At 48.3% G+C, this 23672-nt stretch carries 18 protein-coding genes; 13 read left to right on the top strand and 5 right to left on the bottom strand.

Annotated elements, in window-relative coordinates; translation table 11 throughout:
• Positions 1-2: 2 nt before the first annotated feature.
• Positions 3-677, bottom strand: a complete 675-nt coding sequence (locus PsWM33_RS02305) for a response regulator transcription factor (RefSeq protein WP_063296399.1) — start codon at positions 675-677, stop codon at positions 3-5.
• A 755-nt stretch (positions 678-1432) separates the two neighbouring features.
• On the opposite strand from PsWM33_RS02305, the gene PsWM33_RS02310 reads away from it, so the two are divergent.
• The 3 genes from PsWM33_RS02310 to PsWM33_RS02320 all read left to right on the top strand — a co-directional run bounded on the left by PsWM33_RS02310 (position 1433) and on the right by PsWM33_RS02320 (position 9423).
• Positions 1433-2749, top strand: coding sequence for a UDP-glucose dehydrogenase family protein (locus tag PsWM33_RS02310; protein ID WP_063299065.1), 1317 nt, complete (start codon positions 1433-1435; stop codon positions 2747-2749).
• Between the two features lie 232 nt (positions 2750-2981).
• Complete coding sequence (locus PsWM33_RS02315) at positions 2982-4964, top strand: autotransporter assembly complex protein TamA (protein WP_208994357.1); 1983 nt, start codon at positions 2982-2984, stop codon at positions 4962-4964.
• Positions 4965-5016: 52 nt separating this feature from the next.
• Complete coding sequence (locus PsWM33_RS02320; RefSeq protein WP_063299066.1) at positions 5017-9423, top strand: translocation/assembly module TamB domain-containing protein; 4407 nt, start codon at positions 5017-5019, stop codon at positions 9421-9423.
• Here the strand turns inward: PsWM33_RS02320 and PsWM33_RS02325 are convergent.
• Entirely contained in the window at positions 9420-10436 is a 1017-nt protein-coding gene (locus tag PsWM33_RS02325) for an Ldh family oxidoreductase (RefSeq protein WP_063299067.1), read from the bottom strand. The genes PsWM33_RS02320 and PsWM33_RS02325 overlap by 4 nt on opposite strands.
• Positions 10437-10892: 456 nt before the next feature.
• On the opposite strand from PsWM33_RS02325, the gene PsWM33_RS02330 reads away from it, so the two are divergent.
• The 8 genes from PsWM33_RS02330 to PsWM33_RS02370 all read left to right on the top strand — a co-directional run bounded on the left by PsWM33_RS02330 (position 10893) and on the right by PsWM33_RS02370 (position 18517).
• Complete coding sequence (locus tag PsWM33_RS02330; RefSeq protein WP_063299068.1) at positions 10893-12368, top strand: NAD-dependent succinate-semialdehyde dehydrogenase; 1476 nt, start codon at positions 10893-10895, stop codon at positions 12366-12368.
• Positions 12369-12438: 70 nt separating this feature from the next.
• Positions 12439-12987: a GNAT family N-acetyltransferase gene (locus tag PsWM33_RS02335; RefSeq protein ID WP_063299069.1), complete on the top strand. Its 549-nt coding sequence runs from the start codon at positions 12439-12441 to the stop codon at positions 12985-12987.
• A 93-nt stretch (positions 12988-13080) separates the two neighbouring features.
• A complete protein-coding gene (locus PsWM33_RS02340; RefSeq protein WP_063299070.1) occupies positions 13081-13584 on the top strand; it encodes a class I SAM-dependent methyltransferase in 504 nt (167 codons plus the stop codon).
• 318 nt (positions 13585-13902) lie between these two features.
• Complete coding sequence (locus PsWM33_RS02345; RefSeq protein WP_063299071.1) at positions 13903-14481, top strand: YceI family protein; 579 nt, start codon at positions 13903-13905, stop codon at positions 14479-14481.
• Between the two features lie 99 nt (positions 14482-14580).
• Positions 14581-15150 carry a cytochrome b gene (locus tag PsWM33_RS02350; protein WP_063299072.1) on the top strand — a complete coding sequence of 190 codons (570 nt, stop codon included), beginning with the start codon at positions 14581-14583 and terminating at the stop codon, positions 15148-15150.
• 21 nt (positions 15151-15171) lie between these two features.
• A complete protein-coding gene (locus PsWM33_RS02355; RefSeq protein ID WP_057465996.1) occupies positions 15172-15741 on the top strand; it encodes a YceI family protein in 570 nt (189 codons plus the stop codon).
• 183 nt (positions 15742-15924) lie between these two features.
• Positions 15925-17559, top strand: coding sequence for a fumarate hydratase (locus PsWM33_RS02360; protein WP_063299073.1), 1635 nt, complete (start codon positions 15925-15927; stop codon positions 17557-17559).
• A gap of 361 nt (positions 17560-17920) precedes the next feature.
• The gene (locus PsWM33_RS02370) at positions 17921-18517 is read left to right on the top strand and encodes a L,D-transpeptidase (protein WP_063299074.1); all 597 of its coding nucleotides are present in this window, start codon (positions 17921-17923) and stop codon (positions 18515-18517) included.
• Positions 18518-18545: 28 nt separating this feature from the next.
• On the opposite strand, the gene PsWM33_RS02375 is transcribed toward PsWM33_RS02370, so the two are convergent.
• Positions 18546-18914 (bottom strand): gamma-butyrobetaine hydroxylase-like domain-containing protein, encoded by a 369-nt coding sequence (locus PsWM33_RS02375; protein WP_063299075.1) that lies wholly within the window; start codon positions 18912-18914, stop codon positions 18546-18548.
• 189 nt (positions 18915-19103) lie between these two features.
• On the opposite strand from PsWM33_RS02375, the gene moaA reads away from it, so the two are divergent.
• Complete coding sequence (gene moaA / locus PsWM33_RS02380) at positions 19104-20138, top strand: GTP 3',8-cyclase MoaA (RefSeq protein ID WP_063299076.1); 1035 nt, start codon at positions 19104-19106, stop codon at positions 20136-20138.
• Positions 20139-20226: 88 nt separating this feature from the next.
• On the opposite strand, the gene PsWM33_RS26630 is transcribed toward moaA, so the two are convergent.
• Positions 20227-20394, bottom strand: coding sequence for a Flp family type IVb pilin (locus PsWM33_RS26630; protein WP_082826837.1), 168 nt, complete (start codon positions 20392-20394; stop codon positions 20227-20229).
• Positions 20395-20968: 574 nt separating this feature from the next.
• On the opposite strand from PsWM33_RS26630, the gene gcvA reads away from it, so the two are divergent.
• Positions 20969-21877, top strand: coding sequence for a transcriptional regulator GcvA (gene gcvA, locus PsWM33_RS02390; protein WP_063299078.1), 909 nt, complete (start codon positions 20969-20971; stop codon positions 21875-21877).
• A gap of 105 nt (positions 21878-21982) precedes the next feature.
• Here gcvA and PsWM33_RS02395 read toward each other — a convergent pair whose 3' ends face one another.
• Positions 21983-23116 (bottom strand): Mrp/NBP35 family ATP-binding protein, encoded by a 1134-nt coding sequence (locus PsWM33_RS02395; RefSeq protein WP_063299115.1) that lies wholly within the window; start codon positions 23114-23116, stop codon positions 21983-21985.
• Positions 23117-23672: the final 556 nt, after the last annotated feature.

Below are 23672 nucleotides of genomic sequence, written 5' to 3' on the forward strand. Positions count from 1 at the left end.
TGTTATAGAGAATTAATTATATAGCCAAGATAACGCTTTGAATCGATGGGATCATACCCCATCTGTGTACGTAGTTTCTTTCTTAGCTTACTGATGTGACTTTCGATTACATTTTCGTCTACTTCACTTTCAAAGATGCCATAGACAAAGTTATAAATCTGAGTTTTCGTCAAGCGACGCCCGTTGTTCTGAGCAAGATACTCAAGGATACGACGTTCTCGGCGTGGTAATGCCAGTGTGTTCCCTTTGATTTCAGGATCCCGTCCATCAAAGTATACCGTAAGGTCACCCAGCTCGACATTGATGCTTTGGTTCGTTGTCCGGCGTTTGATTGCGTTAACACGCGCAAGTATCTCTTGCGGATGCACCGGCTTGCGGACAACGTCATCTACACCAGCAGCAAACAACTTCAGTGTCTGCTCTAAAACCGGACTGCTATTCAGAACCAATACCGGTTTTTGAGAACATCTACGGCGGATAATTTGCGGGAACTTTTCATGCTCCCCTATCTCGCCAATCAAAATAGCTTCGACGGCCTCGAACTCAGTATCAGGTGCAGTATTTAACCAATCCCGAAAGTCGTCCGGACTAAAGCCACTTGTCGAAATACCTTCTCGCTCAAATCCAGATGCATACCCATCGGTTACAAGCTGTTGTTCATCAACAATTAAATACATAACCCCAACCCATTCATTCCCAAATGAATATATCGCTGGTAAATCAGTGAAACACGTTCTGTCAATTTCTCTTGAAGAATTTTTACCTTCGACACCAAGTAAAACCTCACCAGAAACTATAGTAATTATAATAGAAAATAAGAATAAATTTTACTTACAATTTTAATCTAATAAAAAGCATAGGTGCTAGTTTCTGCCATTTTTCGAAATCTTTCGAATTTCAATCTTTATTTTTCATACCCTTATTTTTTGTAGTTCAAAAATTCAAAGGCATATTTTTGCCACATCCTCTCCATATTTGAGTTCGCGTCATACGGGAAAAATCCTTGGGATAAACTATTAGCAATTTTAAGTTAGCTACTATTGGCGCAAGGAGTAGAATCAAAAAGAAGCATTACAGCCGGAGAAAAACGGGCGTACTTCTACTTATTCTTACAATTGTATATCTCATGTAATTTTATCTAAATCAGCACATTAACCATCCAATTCTTAGTAGGCAGCATTTTCCTACTTAGAAAAGAAATGTATTCTCCTAGAACTTTAGATAAATAACAGAGCTATACTCTCTAATACTCGTCACAATTCGACTACAATTTTACCACAATACGTGTCTTTCTTCAGGCAAGGATACCACGTTATCAGGGGGATATACCTAACTGTGGGATGTGTTTCATCTCAGGTTATGTACTATTGCGTTTCAACTTAAACAAACCTATTTGCACATCCAGAAATGATCGGCTCGTGCAGGAGACACAATGTTAATTACAGTAATAGGTAGCGGCTACGTCGGGTTGGTTTCAGGCACGTGTTTTGCTGATTTTGGTCATGAAGTCATCTGCGTTGATAAAGCGGAAGACAAGATTGAAAAGCTGAAGAACGGACAGATCCCAATTTACGAGCCGGGCCTGGAAGAGTTGGTTGCCAGCAATGTGAAAGCTGGCCGTTTGAGCTTTACAACTGAGCTACCTGACGCGGTTCGTAAAGCCGACGTCATCTTCATCGCAGTCGGCACCCCTTCTCGCCGCGGAGACGGGCACGCCGACCTTAGCTATGTGTATGCAGCGGCTGAAGAGATCGCAACATCCCTTAATGGCTTTACAGTCGTTGTCACAAAATCGACTGTTCCGGTTGGTACGGGAGATGAAGTCGAGCGCATTATTCGCGAAGCAAATCCAAATGCGGATTTTGAAGTTGTTTCGAACCCAGAGTTCCTGCGCGAAGGTGCCGCGATTAATGACTTCAAACGTCCTGACCGTATTGTTGTCGGCCTTTCTCATGAGCGCGCGAAGTCGGTCATGACTGAAGTCTACCGTCCTTTGTATCTCAACCATTCTCCAATCCTGTTCACGAGCCGTCGCACCTCTGAGCTGATCAAGTATGCCGGCAATGCCTTCCTTGCCATGAAGATCACGTTCATCAACGAACTTGCTGATCTAAGTGAAGCAGTTGGAGCAGACGTTCAGGATGTTGCCCGAGGCATCGGTCTTGATAACCGCATTGGTGGCAAGTTCCTGAATGCTGGTCCCGGTTATGGCGGTTCCTGCTTCCCGAAAGATACACTTGCGCTTGTTAAGACTGCGCAGGACCACTCCAGCCCTGTTCGCCTAATTGAGACCACATGTTCAATCAACGATCAGCGCAAACGTTCTATGTCCAAGAAAGTAGCAGCGGCTATTGGTGGGGATGTTCGCGGCAAGAAAATCGCAGTGCTTGGCCTGACCTTTAAGCCAAACACAGACGATATGCGCGACAGCCCTGCCCTTTCCATTATTCAGGCGCTTCAAGACAAAGGTGCTGACATTCACGCCTATGATCCTGAAGGTATGGATTCAGCTGTAGAGCTTTTAGAGGATGTTACATTCGGAAGTAATGCCTACGAGATTGCAAAGGGTGCACATGCTCTGGTTATTGTGACCGAGTGGGATGCGTTCCGCGTTCTCGACTTCAGCCGCCTTAAAAATGAGATGGCGACTCCAGTGCTCGTGGATCTCAGAAACATCTACGGCAAAGACGAAGTTGCAAAACACGGCTTCTCTTACACCTGTATTGGACGTCCTGACGAAGAAATCTAAACAATAAGGTCCCGGCGAATTATGCGTTTTGCCGGGACTTTTCTCGCCTCCCACAATCCATGCCCAATTTTTAAGTGCTGTTACCAAAGAGGTGACAATTGCGGTTTGCTTTCAACACACCAATCATGCGAATTTTAATTATCGCGTGAGCAGATTCTCTCAGGGCTAATCCCAAGAGCTTTATGAGCTGAGAACAATCTGCATTTTGGAAGATTGTTGGAGCCTATCCTAGTTGCTTTACAAGCATAAAAACAGACGAGAGCGTATAGCCTCTGGTTGGCCATGGAACGTCAAAATTCCTCGCGCTGTTGCTTTGCTTGTTTGCTTGTGCCTTTCATTCAGCACCTTTTCGCAAGCCTATGCCTTTGAACTTTTCGGATACCATCTCTGGGGTGAAAAAGCCGAGAGTGATGAAGATAGCTTAGCTGGTGTGCCAGACCCGACACCTTACACCGTTGAGTTCCGTGTTATTGGGGAACATGAAGACCAGCCGAGTGAACTTGAGGAAGAGCTGCAGTCCGTCAGTCTTCTGGTTCAGGACGTCAAGAAGCTCCCGTCTGGCGCCAGTGGCGTTCTCGCCCGCGCAACTCAGGACTTTGAACGCCTGATCGGTAAGCTTTATGAAGATGGATACTATGGTGCTCTGGTTCAAATCACCGTAGCAGGATCACCACTTAATCAAGCCATCCTTCATCCTGAGAAAATTACAGAGCGCCCTATTCCTATTCTCGTGGAGATTAACAGAGGTATTCAGTTTCACTTTGGCAACGCAGATGTAAATTATAAAGGCTCGGCAACAGAGAATGGACTTGACCTGCCCAACGCGCAGTCACTCGGCCTTGTAGAAGGAATGCCAGCACTTTCAGCTAAGGTGCTGGAAGCAGAGAAGCAGGCCGTTAAGTTCCTTAAGGATGAAGGATATCCATTTGCGAAAGTGGGGAACCGGCAGTTACTGGCCAATCACGCCAGTCAGACGCTCAAAGTTAAACTGGATGTTGTCAGTGGACCATATGCGCGGTTTGGTCCGGTTTCTGTATCCGGCACAGTCAAAATGGATCCTGAGTTTGTTCGCAGTTACGCAAACCTTCCTCGCGGTGCGCAGTGGGATGCCAAAGTTATCTCTCACGCACAAAGCAGACTGAGGGATCTGGAAGTCTTTTCCAGCATTCGCTTTGAACCTGATGACCAGCTTGATGCGAACGGTGAACTGCCTCTGACGATTGTTGTGGCAGAACGCCCACGGAAAGTTTTTGGAATTGGTGCCAATTACTCCAGTAATGAAGGCGTTGGTTTTGATGGATACTGGCGACACCGCAATCTGTTTGGAAAAGCGGAGCGACTTTCAGTAACCGGCGCAGTCGGCCAGCTTCTTGCCGTAAATAACGAGCAGATTGAGTATGCCGCCCGCGTCACCTTTGAAAAACCCGGTGCGATTGGACCGTTGACCGCTTTTTCAACCAGCGTTGCTGCCGTTCAGGAAAACCCAGATAACTATCGCAGCACGTCATTTACATACGATGCTTATCTATCCCGTGATTTTACAGAGGCTTTGAGCGGCCGAATTGGTGCAGAAGTCTATTTTGCCAATGAACGGGACGTTTTCGGCCAGAATGATTACTTTCTACTGGGAATTCCTGCAGACCTGACTTACGACACACGCAATGACGCTTTGAACCCGACCAATGGTATTGAAGCCAAATTATTCTTTGAACCAGCCTATGACGTGCTTGGTGATACCGAAAACCTGTATTCTCAAGGCTCAATTGCCAGTTACCTGCCGATTTTAGGTACGGACCGTGTTGTTTTAGCTGGCCGCGTATCAGCTGGTGCAATTATCGCCCCGTCGGTTCAGGATGTCCCCGCTGCACGGAGGTTCTTCCTTGGAGGTGGTGGATCAATCCGAGGGTATGCTTATAAAAACGTGGGGCCGCGCCTGGATGACGAAGTTACGGGTGGGCGCAGTTTCATGTTGTTTAATGGTGAAGTCAGAACAAGAATTACCGAAAACATTGGTCTCGTCGGATTTGTAGATGCAGGCGCTGCATATTTGACCCAGTTTCCAAACTTCGATGAGCCCTTCAGCGTAGGTGTCGGCGGAGGGGTGCGCTATTTCACACCTGTTGGCCCTTTGCGGCTTGATGTTGGTGTCCCACTTGAACCTCAGCGCAATGATCCGCCGTTTGCAGTCTATATTGGTTTAAGTCAGTCCTTCTAATCAGCTCCGCCTACAGAAGGCATGCGACAAAAAGAGAAAGATCAAAGAGCGAATGCAACTGGTCCGACGTATCACAATGACCCTTGGCAAAATACTAGCCCTTCTTCTCGTGCTGGTACTTGTGGTTTATGCGGGACTTGTGGTGACAACTAGTTTTCAGGCAGGTCGCCAGTTCCTCGGATCAACTTTGAGCTCTTTTTTGCCAGATGTGAGGATTGATCAACCTCGCCTGACCGCTTCCGGCAATCTGTTTGCCGATGGGGTCTATCTTTCCGATGCGAAGGGCACATGGCTTGAAGTTCACAGAGCTTCAGTTCGTTGGTCACCGCTTTCGCTTCTTTTCGGCGCACTTGATATTCACGAGGGCGCAGCACAACGGATTGCATTAGCACGATTGCCAGAAGCTACAGAAAGTCCGGGTTCTGAACCTGCCCCTGCTGAAGAAACAGGCATTACCCTGCCTTTCAACACCTTTGATCTCCAAAGCCTCAACATCAAAGAACTTGCCCTCCCCGCTTCTATTGCCGGTATGCCTGCACAGTTCGAGATCACGGGCACTGCGACTTATGCGAGTTCTCCTGACAAATTTGCCGGCAAGCTCAACATTTCACGCACTGGCGACGTTCAGGGCACAGCAAGCATTGACGTCGATTTTGATCCGGCAGATGGCGTAGTCAATTTCCGTGGCATGGTCTCTGAAGCAGCCAATGGGCTGACTGCCAATCTTCTTGACCTTCCGGATGCACCGAGTTTTGCGCTACGTATGGAAGGTGGCGGCCCGCTGACAAACTGGTCGTCTTCATTACAAGTAGATCTGAATAGGGTTCGAGCCATTGATGGTGAGATTACTCTTGCGCAAAATGGAACGCAGAAGTCACTAACTACACATTTATCAGGGGAACTTGAGCAGTTTCTTCCCTCTTCTATCTCCAGCCTATTTGCAGGGCAGACCACGTGGTTTGCAAACGCGACACTCAATGAAGATTATCTGCCACTTTCAGTAACCGGAAAGCTTTCAACCGGTGCGATCTTAGCGCATTTGGAGAACACATACGCAACTGACAAGAACTCTTTGATAGCGAAGGTCCAAATCCAGACACTTGAGAGCAACACTAAACCACTTCTCATCAAGACTGGCGAGCAGGCCGTTCAACTGGATACTTTGTCTGTGACTGCATCGGCTTCGGGACCGCTTGAGAGCCTGAATTGGGACTTCTCTGTTCAAGCAGATAAGATTAAAACACAAGAAGCGGATCTGGGGGCGCTAAGCCTTTCTGCAAAGGGTGATGGTGCAAACATTTCCGCGCAGATAATGTCCATCCCGCTTGAAGCGCGTCTCCAAGTTAGTGGTGTCCATCTTGCTCCAGCTTCACAAGACCAAAACATCAAGAATATAAGTGTTTCACTCAAAGGCATCGCGTTTCCAAATCAGGAAAAACTAAAGTTAAGCGAGTTACACTTGGAGAGTGATGCAGCGGCTGCACGGTTTAATCTGGTAGAACTCTCGCCGAGCAACGGACAGGCACAGGGCAATCTTTCTGTATCTGACCTTAGCCTTCTGTCAGGATTTGTGCAGCAAAACGTAAGCGGCTCTGTTGAGGCTCAATTGTCCTTGCTAGCGGATTTCCAAAAACAATCTGGAGAGATCAATCTCAAGGGAACCAGCAGCCGTGTGAGTCTGCAAAATGAGCGCATTGACCGAATTCTCACTTCCCCGGGTAGGTTTTCTGCCAAGCTTGCAGCAACCCTTGATAGCACCGACCTGCTCGCTTCATATGGCCGACTGGAAGTTCTTTCCTTTGAGAACATGTTTGGACAATTTGAAGCTCATGGCAGTTTGCAAGATCGTCAGCTGGATGGTGCATTTTCTGCTCAAGTGCATCAACTCGATCTGCTGGAGCCCCGTGTAAGTGGGGCCCTCACTGCCAGCGGGAAGGTTTCAGGTAATACTTCTGCACCTGAAGTGACACTTGAAATACACTCTGACCGGATTGAGATGGATGGCACTCCCTTAGAGAAGCTGAAGCTTGTAGCCGATGGGACGCTTTCTGAAACGGCTCCCAATTCGGACATCAATCTTACAGGCAGGTTTAAAGGGGAAGAGCTTGTTGGCAAGTTCAAGCTGCTGAGTGAGGCTGGCAAACTGTCTGTTCCGATACTGGATTTTGATTTCGGCGGGAACAAACTCAGTGGCAATGCACATGCTACTGATCTTGCGCTTCTACCACAAGGTTTGGTTGGGCAGTTCACCATTGAAGCCAATGATCTGAGCACTTTGTCATCACTGGCCTTGACCGAGATGGAAGGTCAGGCTCATGGACAAATCGATATTGAGCAAGACAACGGAGATGCCAAGATCTCATTTGATCTTAGCAGCCAAAACCTTCGGTTTGCGCAAAGTTCCATCATGTCCTTTGTCGCAAAAGGCTGGATAGACAAACCTTTCACACGCCCAGCTGCAAATGCGAACATTGCGCTCGATGGTGTTGAAGTGGAAGGGGTAAACCTGAGATCGTTGACATTGAATGCGACACCTGTTGAAGGCAAGACAAGTGCAGAGGTTGCAACTGGCTTTTCCATTAATGCCGAATTTGCTGAAAACAACGACCAACTTCAAAGCGCAGGGCTGGTGCAAGCTGTTCCCGAAGGGATCATTCTTACGCTGAATTCTCTTAATGGCCGCTACAAGGGCATTCAGACAAACCTCAAGCAACCAGCAGTGATTTCGCTACTTGAAGACAAACGGACTGTGTCCTCCTTTGAGCTGGCTCTTGGCAGTGGCTCTTTAAATGTTTACGGGAGCAACAGCAATCAGCTCAACATCAACGCCGAACTGAAGCAACTGCCACTTTCCATAGCGAATGCCTTTGTTCCAAGCCTTGCCTTGGATGGTGCTCTCAACGGGACCGTTCGCGCCTTTGGCGAGAACGACGCACCTCAAGTCAGCTGGCGGCTTGCGTTGAGCCAGTTTTCAGCAAAGCCGCTTCAGGATAACCGCATCCTCCCACTTCAGATTGAGAGCACCGGCTCGTTTGCTGACAACAAAATTGACCAAAAAACCATCGTCACCAACAGTTCAGGCCTGAACGTTGAGGCTTCAGGGGCAATCGGGCTTGCAGATGGTCAAGAAGTGTCTTTGACCACATCAGGCAACATCCCCCTTGATGTGGTGGGAGCTAAATTGATCGAGCAGAATTTGGGTGGCAGTGGTGGCTTCCGTCTCAGCGGGTCAGTTTCCGGCTCCCTCAAGGATCCTCAGATCGCCATTGATATCCAACCTGTGAACCTTGAGACCACACAGCTCTCAACTGGCATGACGCTGACAGACTACTCAGGTGACATTAAGGTCACACGGCAAGAGATTGCGATCAATAAATTTGCTGCCAAGTTTAGTAATGGTGGCACGTTGGTACTGGATGGCAAACTTGGACTGGGTTCAGGCCTGCCTGCTCAAATGGAACTCACGATTGATGGTGGCCGTTATGTTGACGGGACATTTGTTAGTGCATTGATTGACGCCAATCTTGCACTACAGGGCTCTCTTGCCGATGCAGGCGCCCCTCCTGCAATTTCGGGCAAAGTCACCATTAACCAGGCAGATATTGAAATTCCGAGCTCCTTTAACTCCAGTATCAATCCTGTGATCGTCCGGCATTTGAATGCGCCCAAGCCTATCCTCAACCAAGCGAAGATCCTTGCGCAAGATGAAGGGCGGGAAAACGCCAAGAAAAACGAGCAACCCAGCCCGATCTCGAAAGCCAGTTTGAATGTTGGCGTGGAAGCACCAGGCAAAATCTTCATCCGTGGGCGCGGCGTCAACGCTGAAGCCGGTGGATCACTTAACATTGGCGGCAAGCTCGATGATGTGAAGACCGTGGGCGCTTTCTCTCTGGTGCGTGGCCGTATCGATATTTTGTCAAAACGCCTGACACTCAGCCGCGGTAATGTGACGTTTAGTGGTTCTCTTGTACCAACACTCGATTTTGCGGCAACGACAACATCTGGCTCAACGGAAGTGACTGTCCTGGTGAGTGGACCTGCTGATATGCCGGTGATTGATTTCACTTCAGTCCCAAGCCTGCCAAAGGATGAGGTCCTTGCGCAACTGTTGTTTGGCGAGTCTGTCAACGATCTTTCGCCAATTCAGCTGGCAAGCCTTGCAAGCGCGATCGCAACGCTAACCGGAGGCACTGGCGTGGAAGGGCCATTGGGCACACTCCGCAATCTACTCGGTGTCAGCGATATCGATATCAAGTTTGATGCAGCGGGAAATCCAGAACTGGCCGTTGGTGGCTATATAAGTGAGCGGATTTATTTGGGCGTGACACAGGAGCCGACAACAGGTGACAATGCAGCAACTGTTGATATTGATGTCACGAAGTTCCTGAAGCTTCGTGGTGAAGCCGGCTCCGACGGAGATGCAAAAGCCGGTTTCTACTATGAGCGTGAATACGACTAAGTCGACGGCCCGGCGAGGCGGACTGCCTCTTCGTAGATAGGCTTTGGTAGGTTGACACCGTATTGCTCTGCTTTTTCGCGGGCTGCAAGACGAGATGTTCCCGGTAAACGTGCGCCCTCCTCAGCCTCAATCGCAGCAACAAGCGTTTGCATTCGTTCAGCAAACAAACCGCCAGAGACAAGATCTGCGTTGATTGCCAGAATAACCTGACCAAGATCAGGGGCGTCGCCCTCTCCTGAGAACAAACTGGACGCCTCAAAACCAAATGCAGCTCCGCATAGGCCTGCAGCCATGATCTCAATCATCATGGCTAAAGCCGCTCCTTTGGCCTCTCCGATAGGGATCATAGTTCCTGCAAGCGCCGCCTCCGGATCGGTGGTTGGCTGCCCGTCTTTGTCCAGTGACCAACCTTCCGGGATAGATTTTCCCGTTCGTTGCGCTGCCATGATCTTTCCGCGAGCGACACGTGAGAGCGCAAGATCAATGACAAGTGGCTCTCCATCTCCATTAGGAGCTGCAAATGCAATTGGATTGGTTCCGAACATAGGGTTCTTGCCGCCGTAGGCAGCAATTGCCTTAGGCCCATTGCCAAAAATGAACGCAACCATTCCATCGCGTGCCAAGCGCTCACAGTGGGCCCCCGCTTGCCCAAAGTGATGAGAATGACGGATCGCACTCAAAGCCAGCCCATTTTGCGAGGAAGCGTCTTTCAGAAATGGCAGCGCAACTTCAATTGCTGGGTAAGCAAATCCGTATTTAGCATCAATCCGCTGCACAACCGGAGTGATCAGCTCTGCTTCCGGTTTGGCAAAGCCGTCTACCTTGCCAGTTCTGGTTTGGGCGGTGTAGGACGGAATTCTGGAAAGGCCGTGGCCTGCCTGACCATCTGCCTCCGCGTTCACTAAAGCATTTGCAACGATCTTCGCAATTGCAGGATCTGTTTTGTTGGCAGACAAAGCATCCTCAGTGAGTTTGCGTGCTTCTTCTAATGAGAGTTTGACCGTGTCTGACATGGAGCGACCTTAGCTATTCGAGTTTCAAAGCAAGTCGCTCCTGACACATTTTGCGGATAAGCACAATTGCGCGTGTTTCTTGCGAAGACATAAATGCAGATTGACCTTGTTCATTTGAGTGGGAGAATGACGTTTCAACAGGTCAGGTGCTCTCGTAGTTCTTCCGGAATGACATCATACCAGATTTTTCCGTTCAACCCATCTCAACCTCTTTCTCGTAACGGCTTATGAAAGCATGAGTTTTGGATCTACTCGTGTTGCATTGAGAAAGAGACAATCATTACACACCGTGATTTGCATTGCAGAATGGATCAATCTTTGTAAATCCTATGGGGACTAGGTGTTTTTCCTAGAACTACCACTTATATGTGTAGGTCAGATAAAACCGTCGTTAGGTCTTGTTCTTCTATCTCTTCTTAATTGCCTGGCGGGATATGACTTCATCAGGAGATACTCATGAGTACAACACTCTCAGCAACCAAAGAAATTCCGCTCCTACGTGAAGCTTGTCTCATAGGAGGAAAATGGGTCAGCGGAGATGAAAGCAACTCCATCTCTGTAAACAATCCAGCCACTGGCGAAATCATCGGGCGTGTTCCACGTTTTGGCCGTCCTGAGACTGCAGATGCAATCGATGCAGCCCATGCAGCTTTTGCTCTCTGGTCTAAGATGACAGCAGTTGAGCGCTGCAATCTGATGCTGCGGTGGGCAGACGTGATCACTGAAAACCAGAAGGACCTTGCTGAGCTACTCACTGTTGAAATGGGTAAGCCACTGGCTGAATCTACTGGTGAAGTTGCTATCACAGCCAACTACATTCGTTTCTTCGCTGAAGAAGGCAAACGGGTTTATGGCGATGTGATCCCGTCCCCTTGGAAGGACCGCCGTATTATGGTGACCAAAGAGCCTATCGGTGTTGTTGGTGCCATCACACCCTGGAATTTCCCAAGCTCTATGCTGGGGCGCAAACTGGCGGCAGCTCTTGGTTCTGGTTGTACTGTTGTGGCCAAACCGGCAAGCCAAACGCCTTATTCTGCGTTGATCCTGGGTGAACTTGCGGAACAGGCAGGAATTCCAACTGGTGTGATTAACATCATCACCGGCTCAGCAGCCCAGATTGCTGACGAACTTTGTGAGAACGACAAGGTCCGCAAGATCACCTTTACCGGATCTACTCCAGTGGGTAAGCAGCTTGCCTCCAAAGCATTGGCCAACATGAAAAAGGTCTCTATGGAGCTTGGTGGCAATGCGCCGTTTATCGTGTTTGATTCAGCTGATCTCGATAAGGCTGTCGAAGGTGCCATTGCATCCAAGTTCAGAAATTCCGGTCAGACTTGTGTCTGCGCAAACCGCATTTACGCTCAGGCTGGAATTTACGACGAGTTCTCAGCAAAGCTGAAGGCTGCCATTGAAGATCAGCTGCGCGTTGGCGATGGTCTGAAGTCGGGTACCAACCAAGGCCCTCTTATTGATGAGCATGCTGTTGCGAAAGTCGAAGAACTGATCGCTGATGCTGTTTCTAAAGGCGGTACAGTGGTAACAGGCGGCAAGCCAGATGCTCAGGGAGGCACGTTCTTCGAACCGACACTTCTGCTTAATGCGACCCCAGAGATGAAGGTTGCCAAGGAAGAGACGTTTGGTCCATTTGCTCCTGTCTTCAAGTTTGAGAGCGAAGATGATGTGGTCAGAATGGCGAATGACACAGAGTATGGCCTCGCTTGTTACTTTTACACTCAAGATTTGGGCCAGACCTTCCGTGTTATGGAAGCATTGGAATATGGTCTTGTTGGCGTGAATGAAGGTGTGATCACGACCGAATATGCTCCGTTTGGCGGATATAAAGAAAGCGGAATGGGGAATGAGGGTTCCAAGTACGGCGTGGATGACTACATCAATATCAAGTACTCTTGCATTGGCGGGCTTGGCCTTTAACGCTCAATTTTAATTTTGTGGGAGCCGGAGTGTTCATCGCTTCGGCTTTTTCTTTTTGAGGACTGCTTTCGTGATTATCGAAGAAGAACGCTGTACGGCTGCTCCAACACTTAACGGCGAGCGCATTATCATGCGGGCTCACCAAACTTCAGATTTTGAGGCATGCTGCGCCTTGTGGGCGGATCCTGATGTGGTGCGCTATATTTCGGGGAAGCCTTCCAGCCCAACGGATACGTGGGGGCGTATCCTCAAGTATGCCGGGCACTGGAGCCTCTCCGGTTTTGGGTATTGGGCTGTGATTGAGAAAAACAGCGGAGAGCTTATTGGCGACGTTGGTTTTTCTGACTTTAAGCGAGACATCACTCCAAGCCTTGATGGGTTTCCAGAAGCTGGTTGGGTGATCTCGCCTAAGTTTCATGGCAAAGGTTATGCCCGGGAGGCTGTTGAGCTGAGCCTATCCTGGCTGCGCAGTTCCAGACTGTTTCCTGAGGTTCATTGCATTATTGCCCCAGAGAACACAGCCAGTGTCAGCCTTGCCGAGCGTGTTGGCTTTGAGAAGTACACGGACGGGTCTTACCTCGGACAACCGACCCTTTTCATGAAGCAAAGCTTTACTTAAACCAAAAAGCCCAACCTGTATCCGCCGGGTTGGGCTTGTTCATTTTCTACGTTCCTGTATATCCTTTAGCTAATGATCCATTCAGGCTGAGTTATGCAGAAATACGATAAGATTTACGCCAAGGACGAAAGTTACTTCGGCCATACCTCCAAGCAGTTTACAACACTGTTCTCAAACCTCGACTTTGACAGTGGCACAATTCTCGATCTGGGTGCAGGCCAAGGACGCGACGCGATCTTTCTTGCTAAGCGCGGTTACAATGTAATTGCTGTCGACAGTTCCAAAGTAGGTCTGGACCAATTGCAGGAACGAGTAGACACGGAGAATCTGCCGATTGAGGTTGTTCACGTGGATGCACTTGGTTACACGCCCCCGCAAGATCTTGATGCAATTGTTGCTGACCGTTTCTTCCATGAGTTGCCGAACAATGCGCGCGTCAAACTTCTGCAGCGTATGCTCAGTCACCTTCGTGTTGGTGGCTATATGCTTATCGCTGATGAAAAGAGCGTTCTGCCGAACCTGCGCGACACTCTGAAGAAGGAAAAGTTTGAGTTCCTACGCGATAAAAACGGCATTCTCTTCACTTACAAACCATAGGCACCTGATCGGAGGCGCATACGTGTGCCTCCCTTCCCCATTTTTATTACTAGAGTTTCTAACTGACAGATCACACACGAAAGTGTGATGTAAAACCCTTATATTTTTGCAGTTGTATCATTTGGTTTTACAATCTCCATTATATTGCCACAGTGACAACTCATTTCCGCAACAATGTTTGCAAAAATTGGCGATATTGCTGACTTCCTCGTGATTGTGCACCTGGGATGAACAATGCGTTTAATTGCAATTCCCAGAACATCTGCCAATTGTATGCCCAAGATTGAAATTCACAGTTCAACATAATTGGAGATTACAATGAAATCAGTTCGCTTTGGAATGCTCGCAGTCGCAGCTTCTTTCCTCGCTACAGCAGCAGTTGCTGAACCAGTTGCTTACGACGTTGATATGTCCCACGCAAATCTCGCTTTTGACTACAACCATCTGGGTTATTCCACCACAGACGGTCGTTTTGGCACCTGGACACCTACTCTGATTATCGACGAAGCAAACCCAGCAAATTCTAAAGTAGACGTCGAAATTGATGTCAACTCTCTCAACACATTCTGGGAAGCTCGTGACACACACCTGAAGAGTGCTGACTTGTTTGATGTTGCTAAGTTCCCATCAGCAACATTCAAGTCCACCAAGGTTGAACAGGTTGGCGAGAAGAAGCTGGAAGTGACCGGTGATCTGACCATTCGTGGCATCACCAAACCAACTGTCCTTGAAGTTGTTGTAAATCAGCTTGGTGAGCATCCAATGGCGAAGAAACAAGCTGTTGGTCTGGATGCGACTACCACGATCAAACGTTCTGACTTTGGCATGGCGATGGCTGTTCCTTACGTGTCAGATGAAGTGAACATCAACATCAGCTTCGAAGCGACTGTTAAGTAATGTTTCCGGCCTGTCGGATGCTGAGAATGCTCTGACGGGTCTGGTCGAACTTTGAGAAGGGGCAGCAATGCCCCTTCCCTCGATCAAAGGGTCTTTTCCATGATCAGGAACACTCGATCAGCCTATGGCATCGTGGCAATTGCACTACACTGGACCATAGCAACGCTTATCATTGGTATGTTGGGATTTGGCCTCTATATGGTCACGCTACCGATTTTCGAGCCTGCAACTTACTCTCTTTATCAGCTTCATAAGTCCATTGGTTTTGTCGTTTTAGCACTGGTCTCATTGCGCATCCTTTGGAAAATCACTGGTATCACACCTGATTTACCTGCCGAAATGCCGGTTTGGGAAAAGCTTGCTGCGCATTTGGGTCACATCAGCTTATATGCCCTGATGTTGCTGATGCCGCTGACAGGATGGTTGCTGGTTTCGTCCAGCCCGCTTGGACTGCCGACAGTTTTCTTTAACCTCTTTCAGATTCCGCATCTACCAACACCTGAGTTTTTGGGGCAAAAAGCAGATGTATCTGCGTTCTTCACCGCAGTGCATGGCTGGGCTGCGTATGCGTTTATCGCATTGATCCTTGCTCATGTTGGAGCTGCCCTTAAGCACTACTTCATATCCAAGGATAAAGTCTTACAGCGTATGTTGTCCTCAAAAGCTTAATTTGAGGATCTGGAGAAAACCATGAAACGATTGACCGATATGTTCTTTAAAGCCGGCGTATTTCTGACCTTCATCTTGGTAGGAGCAGCTTCATCTGCCTTTGCAAATGAATGGTCAGTGGATCGCAATAAGAGTACGCTTGGCTTTGAGGTCATCAATAACGGAAACACCGTTACGGGCACTTTTGCTACCTGGAATGCTAAGATCATCTTCGACAAAGAAGAGCTCGACAAAGCCCAGATTCAGGCAACAATCATCACTGGAAGCGTAAAAACAGAAGATGCACAGGCAGCAGGTGCAATCACAACCCCACAGTGGTTGGATATCTCCAGCTTCCCTGATGCAGTATTTCGCGTAGATAACGTTGTTCCTGCTGGCGGTGATCTCTATGAGGCTGCAGGTACGCTGGAGCTCAAAGGCGCAAAGATCGCTATTTTCTTGCCCTTCACTTTGACCATTGAAGGTAAAACCGCTCACGCGGTTGGTGAAGCAACGTTATCTCGCAGTGACTTCAAGATTGGTGATGGTGTTCCAGACAGCACTGTCAGCAATAAGGTGACTGTGAAGTTGGACCTATACGCCACTCGCTGATGGATTGTGCCAAAGAGAGCCTTGCATTTTCCACCAAGTCTCTCGTCAATTCGGCGTAATCTAGCAAATTTGACAAGTTTTGAAGGCTGAGGGGCTTTGCCCCTCAGCTTTTTCTCTATAAAACGGCGCTCAGCAAATTCAACAGTGTACAGCGGTACACCAAAATAGCCAGAGAGTGCCAAGATGTCCGAAACACTTGCTCCCGAGTACGTTCACACCTCTCTTTTTCCATTGGGTAAAGACAAAACTCCTTATCGCAAACTAACCTCCGAGTACGTGAGCGAAGTTGAGTTTGACGGTGAGAAAATCTTGAAAGTGGAGCAAGAGGGTCTTCGCTTGCTTGCCGAAGAAGCGTTTAAAGACATCAACCATTTCCTGCGCCCTTCCCATCTGGAGCAGCTCCGTAAAATTCTCGACGACCCTGAAGCAACTGCAAACGATAAATTCGTTGCTTTTGACCTGATGAAAAACGCGAATATTTCAGCTGCTGGCATATTGCCAATGTGTCAGGACACTGGCACTGCAATTGTGATGGGTAAGAAAGGCCGTAAAATCTGGACTAACGGGCATGACGAAGCAGCGCTCGGTGAAGGCGCACGTGACGCTTACTTCAAAAAAAACCTGCGCTATTCCCAGCTGGCGCCGATTTCTATGTTCGAGGAAAAGAACACCAAGAATAACATGCCGGCTCAGATCGAGCTTTATGCTGAAGGCGATGATGCTTACAAGTTCTTGTTCATGGCGAAAGGCGGAGGGTCTGCTAACAAGACCTTCCTGTTCCAAGGCACTCCGAGCCTGCTGACCAAAGATCGCATGATTGAGTTCCTGAAGGAGAAAATTCTCACTCTTGGTACTGCAGCATGCCCGCCATATCACCTCGCAATCGTCATTGGCGGTACATCTGCAGAGTTGAATCTTAAATCTGTAAAAATGGCTTCTGCTCGTTATCTGGATGAGCTGCCAACGGAAGGCTCCGAAGGGGGCCATGCATTCCGTGATCTGGAAATGGAAGCTGAAATTCATAAGCTGACACAGTCCAGCGGTGTCGGCGCACAGTTTGGTGGCAAATACTTCTGCCACGACGTGCGCGTGATCCGGCTGCCGCGCCATGGTGCATCCCTGCCAATCGGCATTGGCGTCTCTTGTTCAGCAGACCGTCAGGCGACTGGCAAGATCACCAAGGAAGGCATCTTCCTGGAGGATCTGGAGCGGAATCCTGAAGTCTACATGCCGGAAGTTACCGACACCGATCTTTCTGATGATGTTGTAAAAATCGACCTCACGCGCTCAATGAGCGAGATCCTTGGTGAACTGACTAAGCATCCAACTAAAACACGGCTTTCGTTGAGCGGTCCGTTGATCGTGGCCCGCGATCTGGCGCATTCTAAGCTCCGTGATCGTCTCGAGGCCGGTGAGCCACTCCCTGACTACATCAAGAACCATCCGGTTTACTATGCAGGTCCAGCCAAGACGCCAGAAGGTATGCCTTCTGGTTCATTTGGCCCAACCACTGCTGGCCGTATGGATGCTTATGTGGACCAGTTTCAGGCCGCTGGAGGCTCCATGGTGATGCTTGCCAAGGGCAACCGCTCAGCGGGTGTTCGCCGTGCATGCCAGGCTCACGGTGGCTTCTACCTCGGCTCTATCGGAGGCCCAGCTGCCCGCCTTGCTCAAGACTGCATCAAGAGTGTTGAAGTGGTTGAATATGAAGAGCTGGGTATGGAAGCCGTTTGGAAAATCGAAGTTGAAGACTTCCCTGCCTTTATCGTGGTGGACGACAAAGGCAATGACTTCTTTAAAGAGCTGAACCTGAGCTAACTGTTCTGGTGAGATAATACCGAGATTGGAGGGCGTTCTTAGGAGCGCCCTTTTTTCGTTGCCTGCATTCATGACAATTTCATTCAATCACAATTCAAATTAGCTAAATTCAAGCTTCTTTCATTATATTAAGTTGCGTTTTAGATAGATGCAAATCAAGCTCGATATGAATGTAAATCATCTTCGAATGACTCTCTAGTAATTTCCTTTTCCATAAGAAGTATATAGCAGCAGTTGTAGTCTGAATTACTTCAACAATTAATATATTTGACATTCTAAGCTGCGAGCGTCTCCCTACTCGCTGCATAAATTCCCTCATGCAAACGAGATAAAACAAACAACAATATCCTAGGGGGTATCAATGCGCATACTTATCGCGAGTGTTGCTCTTTGCTTCGCAGCACTATTTACCGGAACTCAGGCAGATGCCGCAGCATCTGGCAAGTTCTTTGATCATGCATCCAAAAAATGGGTTTCCTATGGTTCTGCTCACCACGGAAAATCTCCAATCAAACGTAAGCAGGTCAGGTACAACGGCTCATACGGTCCGAACACCATTGTGATCAGCACAAAAGATCGACGCCTCTACCATATTCGCGGTAATGGTACCGCGATGGTGTACGGCGTTGGCGTCGGTCGTCAGGGTTTCCAGTGGTCAGGAACTCACCGAATTACCCGCAAAGCTGAGTGGCCAAGCTGGACACCGCCAAAAGTCATGATTGATCGTGAACGCCGTAAAGGACGTAACCTGCCTAGCTTCATGAAGGGTGGCCCAAACAACCCACTTGGTGCTCGCGCTATGTATATTGGCAGCACCATCTATCGCATTCACGGCTCCAATGAGCCATGGACGATTGGTTCAGCGGTCTCATCTGGCTGTATCAGGATGGCAAATGAAGACGTCATTCACCTCTATGACAATGTCAATGTCGGCACGAAGGTGATCGTGCTTCGCTAGACCACATAGGGCTGACTTTGTGTCAGCCCTACTTGCTGAGCTCTCTGCTCAAACCACGTTCCTGCAGTTCACTCAGATATCGATTCCATAAAAAGTCTTTTTGATCGTTCATTTCCTGAAAATAGGTCCACGTGAAAATTCCGGTATCGTGCAGGTCATCAAATGTCAGTTTAACTGCATAGTTTCCAACTGGATCTACACCGATAATCGTTGTATCCCGCTTCCCCGCAATCACTTTTCGTTGATCTGGAGTATGCCCTTGCACTTCTGCTGATGGGGACATTACTCGCAGAAACTCCGAGGTAAACGAGACTTCAAGGCCATCATCAAAAGTAATTTCAAGATTTTTGCCTTGGTTTTTTAGGTGGATTTGCGTAGGCCAGCGTGTATCCGACATATTTTTTTATCCTTGCCCAAGTTCATGGAACTCAGTATTGATGATTTAGGAATTATACCTGTGGTTCTAAGATATATTTCTAGTTAAATCCACTGGAACTCCTTACTGATGGATTGACGCTAACTCATTGCGTACTACATTAGAATTGTTAAATTCGTCGCCAAAAGAGATACGTGAGTGGAGGTTTCCATGGGGCAATATGCCGAGGACAAACAGCAGGGTGCCCACCCAGCATTGATTGACCCGTTCGGCCGCGCCGTGACGTATCTTCGCGTCTCTGTGACTGATCGTTGTGATTTGCGCTGCGTCTATTGCATGTCCGAGCACATGACTTTCCTTCCCAAGAAAGACGTTCTTTCACTGGAAGAGCTGGATCGCCTCTGCGCCGTTTTCATTGAAAAAGGCGTCCGCAAAATCCGCCTCACCGGTGGGGAGCCGTTGGTTCGTAAGAATATCATGAGCTTCATCCGCGGCCTGAAGCGGCATCTGGATAGCGGCGCACTTGATGAACTCACCATTACTACGAACGGTACGCAGCTCGAACGCTACGCTCAAGAACTGTATGAAGCAGGTGTGCGGCGCATCAACGTCTCTCTCGACACCTTAAATGCAGACAAGTTCAAGGATGTTACTCGGTGGGGTGATATTCAAAAGGTATTCGATGGCATCAAGGCCGCTCAGGAAGCCGGTCTTCAGATCAAGTTGAACGCGGTTGCACTTAAGAATTTCAACGAGGATGAGCTCATCCCGATGCTGGAATGGGCGCATGAACGCGGGCACGACCTGACATTCATCGAGACAATGCCACTTGGTGAGATTGATGGAGACCGGAATGAGCAGTATCTGCCGCTGAGCGACGTGCGTAAGGCACTCTCCGCCAAGTACACACTGACAGACATTCCGTACAAGACCGGCGGCCCTGCCCGTTATATGCAGATTGAAGAGACTGGAGGCCGTCTTGGTTTCATCACCCCGATGACACACAACTTTTGTGAAAGCTGTAACCGTGTGCGTGTGACCTGCACCGGACAGTTGTTCATGTGCCTTGGCCAAGAAGATCAAAAGGACTTACGTGCAGCCTTGCGAGCATCTGAAGGAAATGAAGTGCTTTCGGAAGCGATTGAATCAGCGATTGCACGAAAGCCAAAGGGGCATGACTTTATTATCGACCGGGATAACAAGTCTGCAACTGGAACACGGCATATGAGCGTGACGGGCGGGTGATTTTAGTATCAAAGTAGTCTTTGATTAGTTTTAATCAACAAGAAAAACCCAGATGCAGATGTATCTGGGTTTTTCTTGTTTATGCTGTTTAAGTAGTTGGAACTACCAGCTTATCTGAAACCGCTTTAAATATATTAGTAAGGTTTGTGCCTAGCGTTGATACAGTTGCAATAATTGCAACTGTTATCAAAGCTGCCAGAATACCGTATTCGATTGCAGTTGCGCCAGACTCGTCCTTAAGAAACTTAGCAAACATGTTTTAAACTCCGTATTGAACCCTAGAAGCCCCACTCCTCATCGGGACTAGTTGCAACCTAAGCCTTCATTTCTTGCCAATTTATGAATCAAATTTGCAGAGCAATTTAAGTTTGTTGGGCATAAGCACTATTATCAGTAGTGCATGGTGATCTCTACAAATTCAGCACACACATAATGTCACTAACTTATTGATTTAAATAATTTTTTCATTAGGTAAAATTTGCAGTAATTCGCTAACCATTTGTTTACTTTGCCTATTAGTTGTCAGTTTTCGCAGTGCATAGTTTTATTTCTTTAGCTCAATTCGTTTCTCTCTGTTTCTCTGCGGCTTCGCGTCTTTCCAAAAACCTCTCCACAAGACATGAAATGCGTGGGATCGCGCGTAGCGGCCTTGCATTAAAAGTCTTTGCATTGGCAACTCCGTTATTTCGGTTTGATTTTGGAAGATCTCTTTCGCCAGAAAGTTCATTATCGTATTCTCCTTGCCACATTTTCGTTGGACAATAGTCTTGTGGCGAAGACCCTGACAAACGAGTAATTTCAAGTATTCGGATCAGTTTTTTTGAGGCGAAATGCGTTACTCCCTTCCTCCACTCAATTCGTTCAGGGCCTTTGAATGCGTTGCACGGCACATGAGCTTTGCGAAGGCAGCCAATGAGCTTGGGCTTACGCCGTCGGCATTGAGTTATCAGGTCAAGATGCTCGAAGATCAGCTACAGACTCAGTTGTTTACACGTTTGAATCGAGTGATTGAGCTAACTTCAGCTGGGCACCGATTGTTGCCGGGCGTTAAAGCTGGGTTAGAAAACTTCAGCGAGGCTATTGCACGCATTAAAGGAGTAGATGAGGATAAAGTCCTCGTTATATCCACGGGACCGGGAACAGCTTCCAAGGTTATTGCACCTCGGATTTATCGCTTCATGGAGGCTTATCCTGAAATTGAACTTCGCATTTCCGCCAATTTGAAGCTCGTAGATTTCTACAGGGACGATGTTGATCTCGGGCTCCGCTTTGGGCGTGGGCCATATCCGGGATTACATATTGATTTTCTAGCGGAAGATTTTCTTACACCCATGTGTGCGCCTCAACTGGCGAATGAAATGAATGAGCCAGCCGACCTAAAGAACTTTACTTTGCTTCACGAAGACAGCATGGCGACATTCTTGAACGCACCGGGATGGAAGGCATGGTTAAAGACTGTTGGAATCTCTAGGGCCTCCTGGTCGGAGAAAGGGATGCACTTTTCTCAGATTGACCATGCTCAGGATGCAGCTATTGAGGGGGCTGGTGTTATTCTTGGCCGCAAAGTTTTGTGCGCGCATGACGCACGACTTGGTCTGCTGGCGAAACCATTCGAATTCGAAATTTCTGCAACTGCTCACTATATGCTGGTTGGGTTGGAAAATTCATTTCAGAAACATAAGTGCAAGGCATTCATAGACTGGATAAAGTCGGAACTTAATGAACTATGCCTTTCATAATTGCATTTCGTACAACTGGCACTGCAAACAGAAACGGCAGATGTCAATGAGATGACTACCTGCCGTCTAAGTGAAGCCTTATCAATCAAGTCAATTTATTACCGATCAACCAATAACGATTTTAGGTGCTGACCTTGCAGCATCGCCAGTGGGTTGAAGGACGCCCTGCCACAGGCCAGCAGCAATGATGCCGTAGGCCTTTGAGACTGGACTGTCTGGGTTACTCACTGTGATTGGGGTGCCTGTATCAGATTGCTCTCTGATTTCCATCGTCAGGGGCACTTCACCCAAGAATGGGACTTTCATCTTCTCAGCTTCTGCTTTTGCACCACCATGACCAAAGATCTCATGCGTGCCACCGCAGTCTGGGCAGACAAAGTGACTCATGTTTTCTACGACACCCAATACAGGGATCGCGACCTTCTCAAACATGGCAATACCGCGGCGTGCATCCAGAAGCGCAAGGTCCTGTGGTGTTGAAACGACCAAAGCGCCTGTCAGAGGTACTTTTTGAGCCATAGTCAACTGAACATCACCCGTTCCTGGCGGCAGGTCAACGATAAGCGCATCCAGCTCACCCCAGTCAACTTCGCGCAGCATCTGATTGAGGGCAGACACCACCATTGGGCCACGCCAGATCATGGCTGTTTCTTCTTCTACCAGAAAACCAATAGACATCAGCTTGATGCCATGAGCTTCCAGAGGCTTCATAATACGGTTTTCAAGAACTTCCGGCTGCCCAGATGCTCCCATAAGCTTTGGAATGGATGGGCCGTAGATATCAGCATCCAGCAAACCAACCTTCAAGCCCATTACAGAAAGAGCAAGTGCGAGATTGGCTGATGTTGTTGATTTACCAACCCCACCTTTACCTGATGCAACAGCAATAATGTGTTTCACGCCAGGTACTTCCTGCTTTGCTGGCATTGAGGCGCCTTTCGGCGGAGCTTTACGTGCAGCAGGTGGTGGCGCAGATGGAGAGCCAGGTTGTTTTTCTGCTGTGAGTGCGACAAGGACCGTTTCAGCATCAGGAAGCACCGACACAACCTTCTCAGCGGCCAAGCGAAGCCCTTCAAGTTCAGAAGCTCGCTCTGCGGGTACTCTGATTGAAAAGACGACACGGCCATCTGATACAAACAGGTCTGCAACCAGATCCTGATCAACAATGTTGCTCTTGCCATCAGGCGATTTAACCTGTTTGAGCACGTCGAGAACGCGCTCCTGCGTCAACCCAGCCATAGTCTCTTCAGTATCCTTATGGTTCTTGCCTGATGTGAACCCGCCTTTGAGGCGCCCCCACAATCCTTTAGGTCTGTCGTTGTCCATAGTGCACACCCTGTAAAGCTCTGTATTGCAGAGAGGGATAATATGATCTTGAAAACAAATATGCCTGCAATCTGAATGTGCAAGCTTTTGCCGATGGTTCTTTTATATCTTGGTATACTTCGCACGAAGAATAGAGCAATACAGAATTCACCAAAGACGTTCTTTGTCCTTTGCACATTCGCAACCTGTTTTGCCAACCCGGCATGCAATCAGTTGAGCAGAGTTCACGCAAAGTTGAGGTCACCATCACAAATTCACAGATATTTGCGCTTCACGCAAAATCTTTCATTGCAGATAAAACCCAGTGTCTTCTGAGGATTAGCGCACCGCCTAGGGGATCTGCCTTACGCATTGGAGAACCTGTTTCATGTTCCTGATACATTAGGCCCACAAACTGAGGGGAATGCATGGTATTTAGGGGCCTAAGAACCCTCTTGCTGCTGCGACCAGAAGCTGGAGGATCGGGCAA

This window comes from Pseudovibrio sp. WM33 (assembly GCF_001623165.1).
In the GTDB taxonomy this organism is placed as follows: Bacteria; Pseudomonadota; Alphaproteobacteria; order Rhizobiales; family Stappiaceae; genus Pseudovibrio.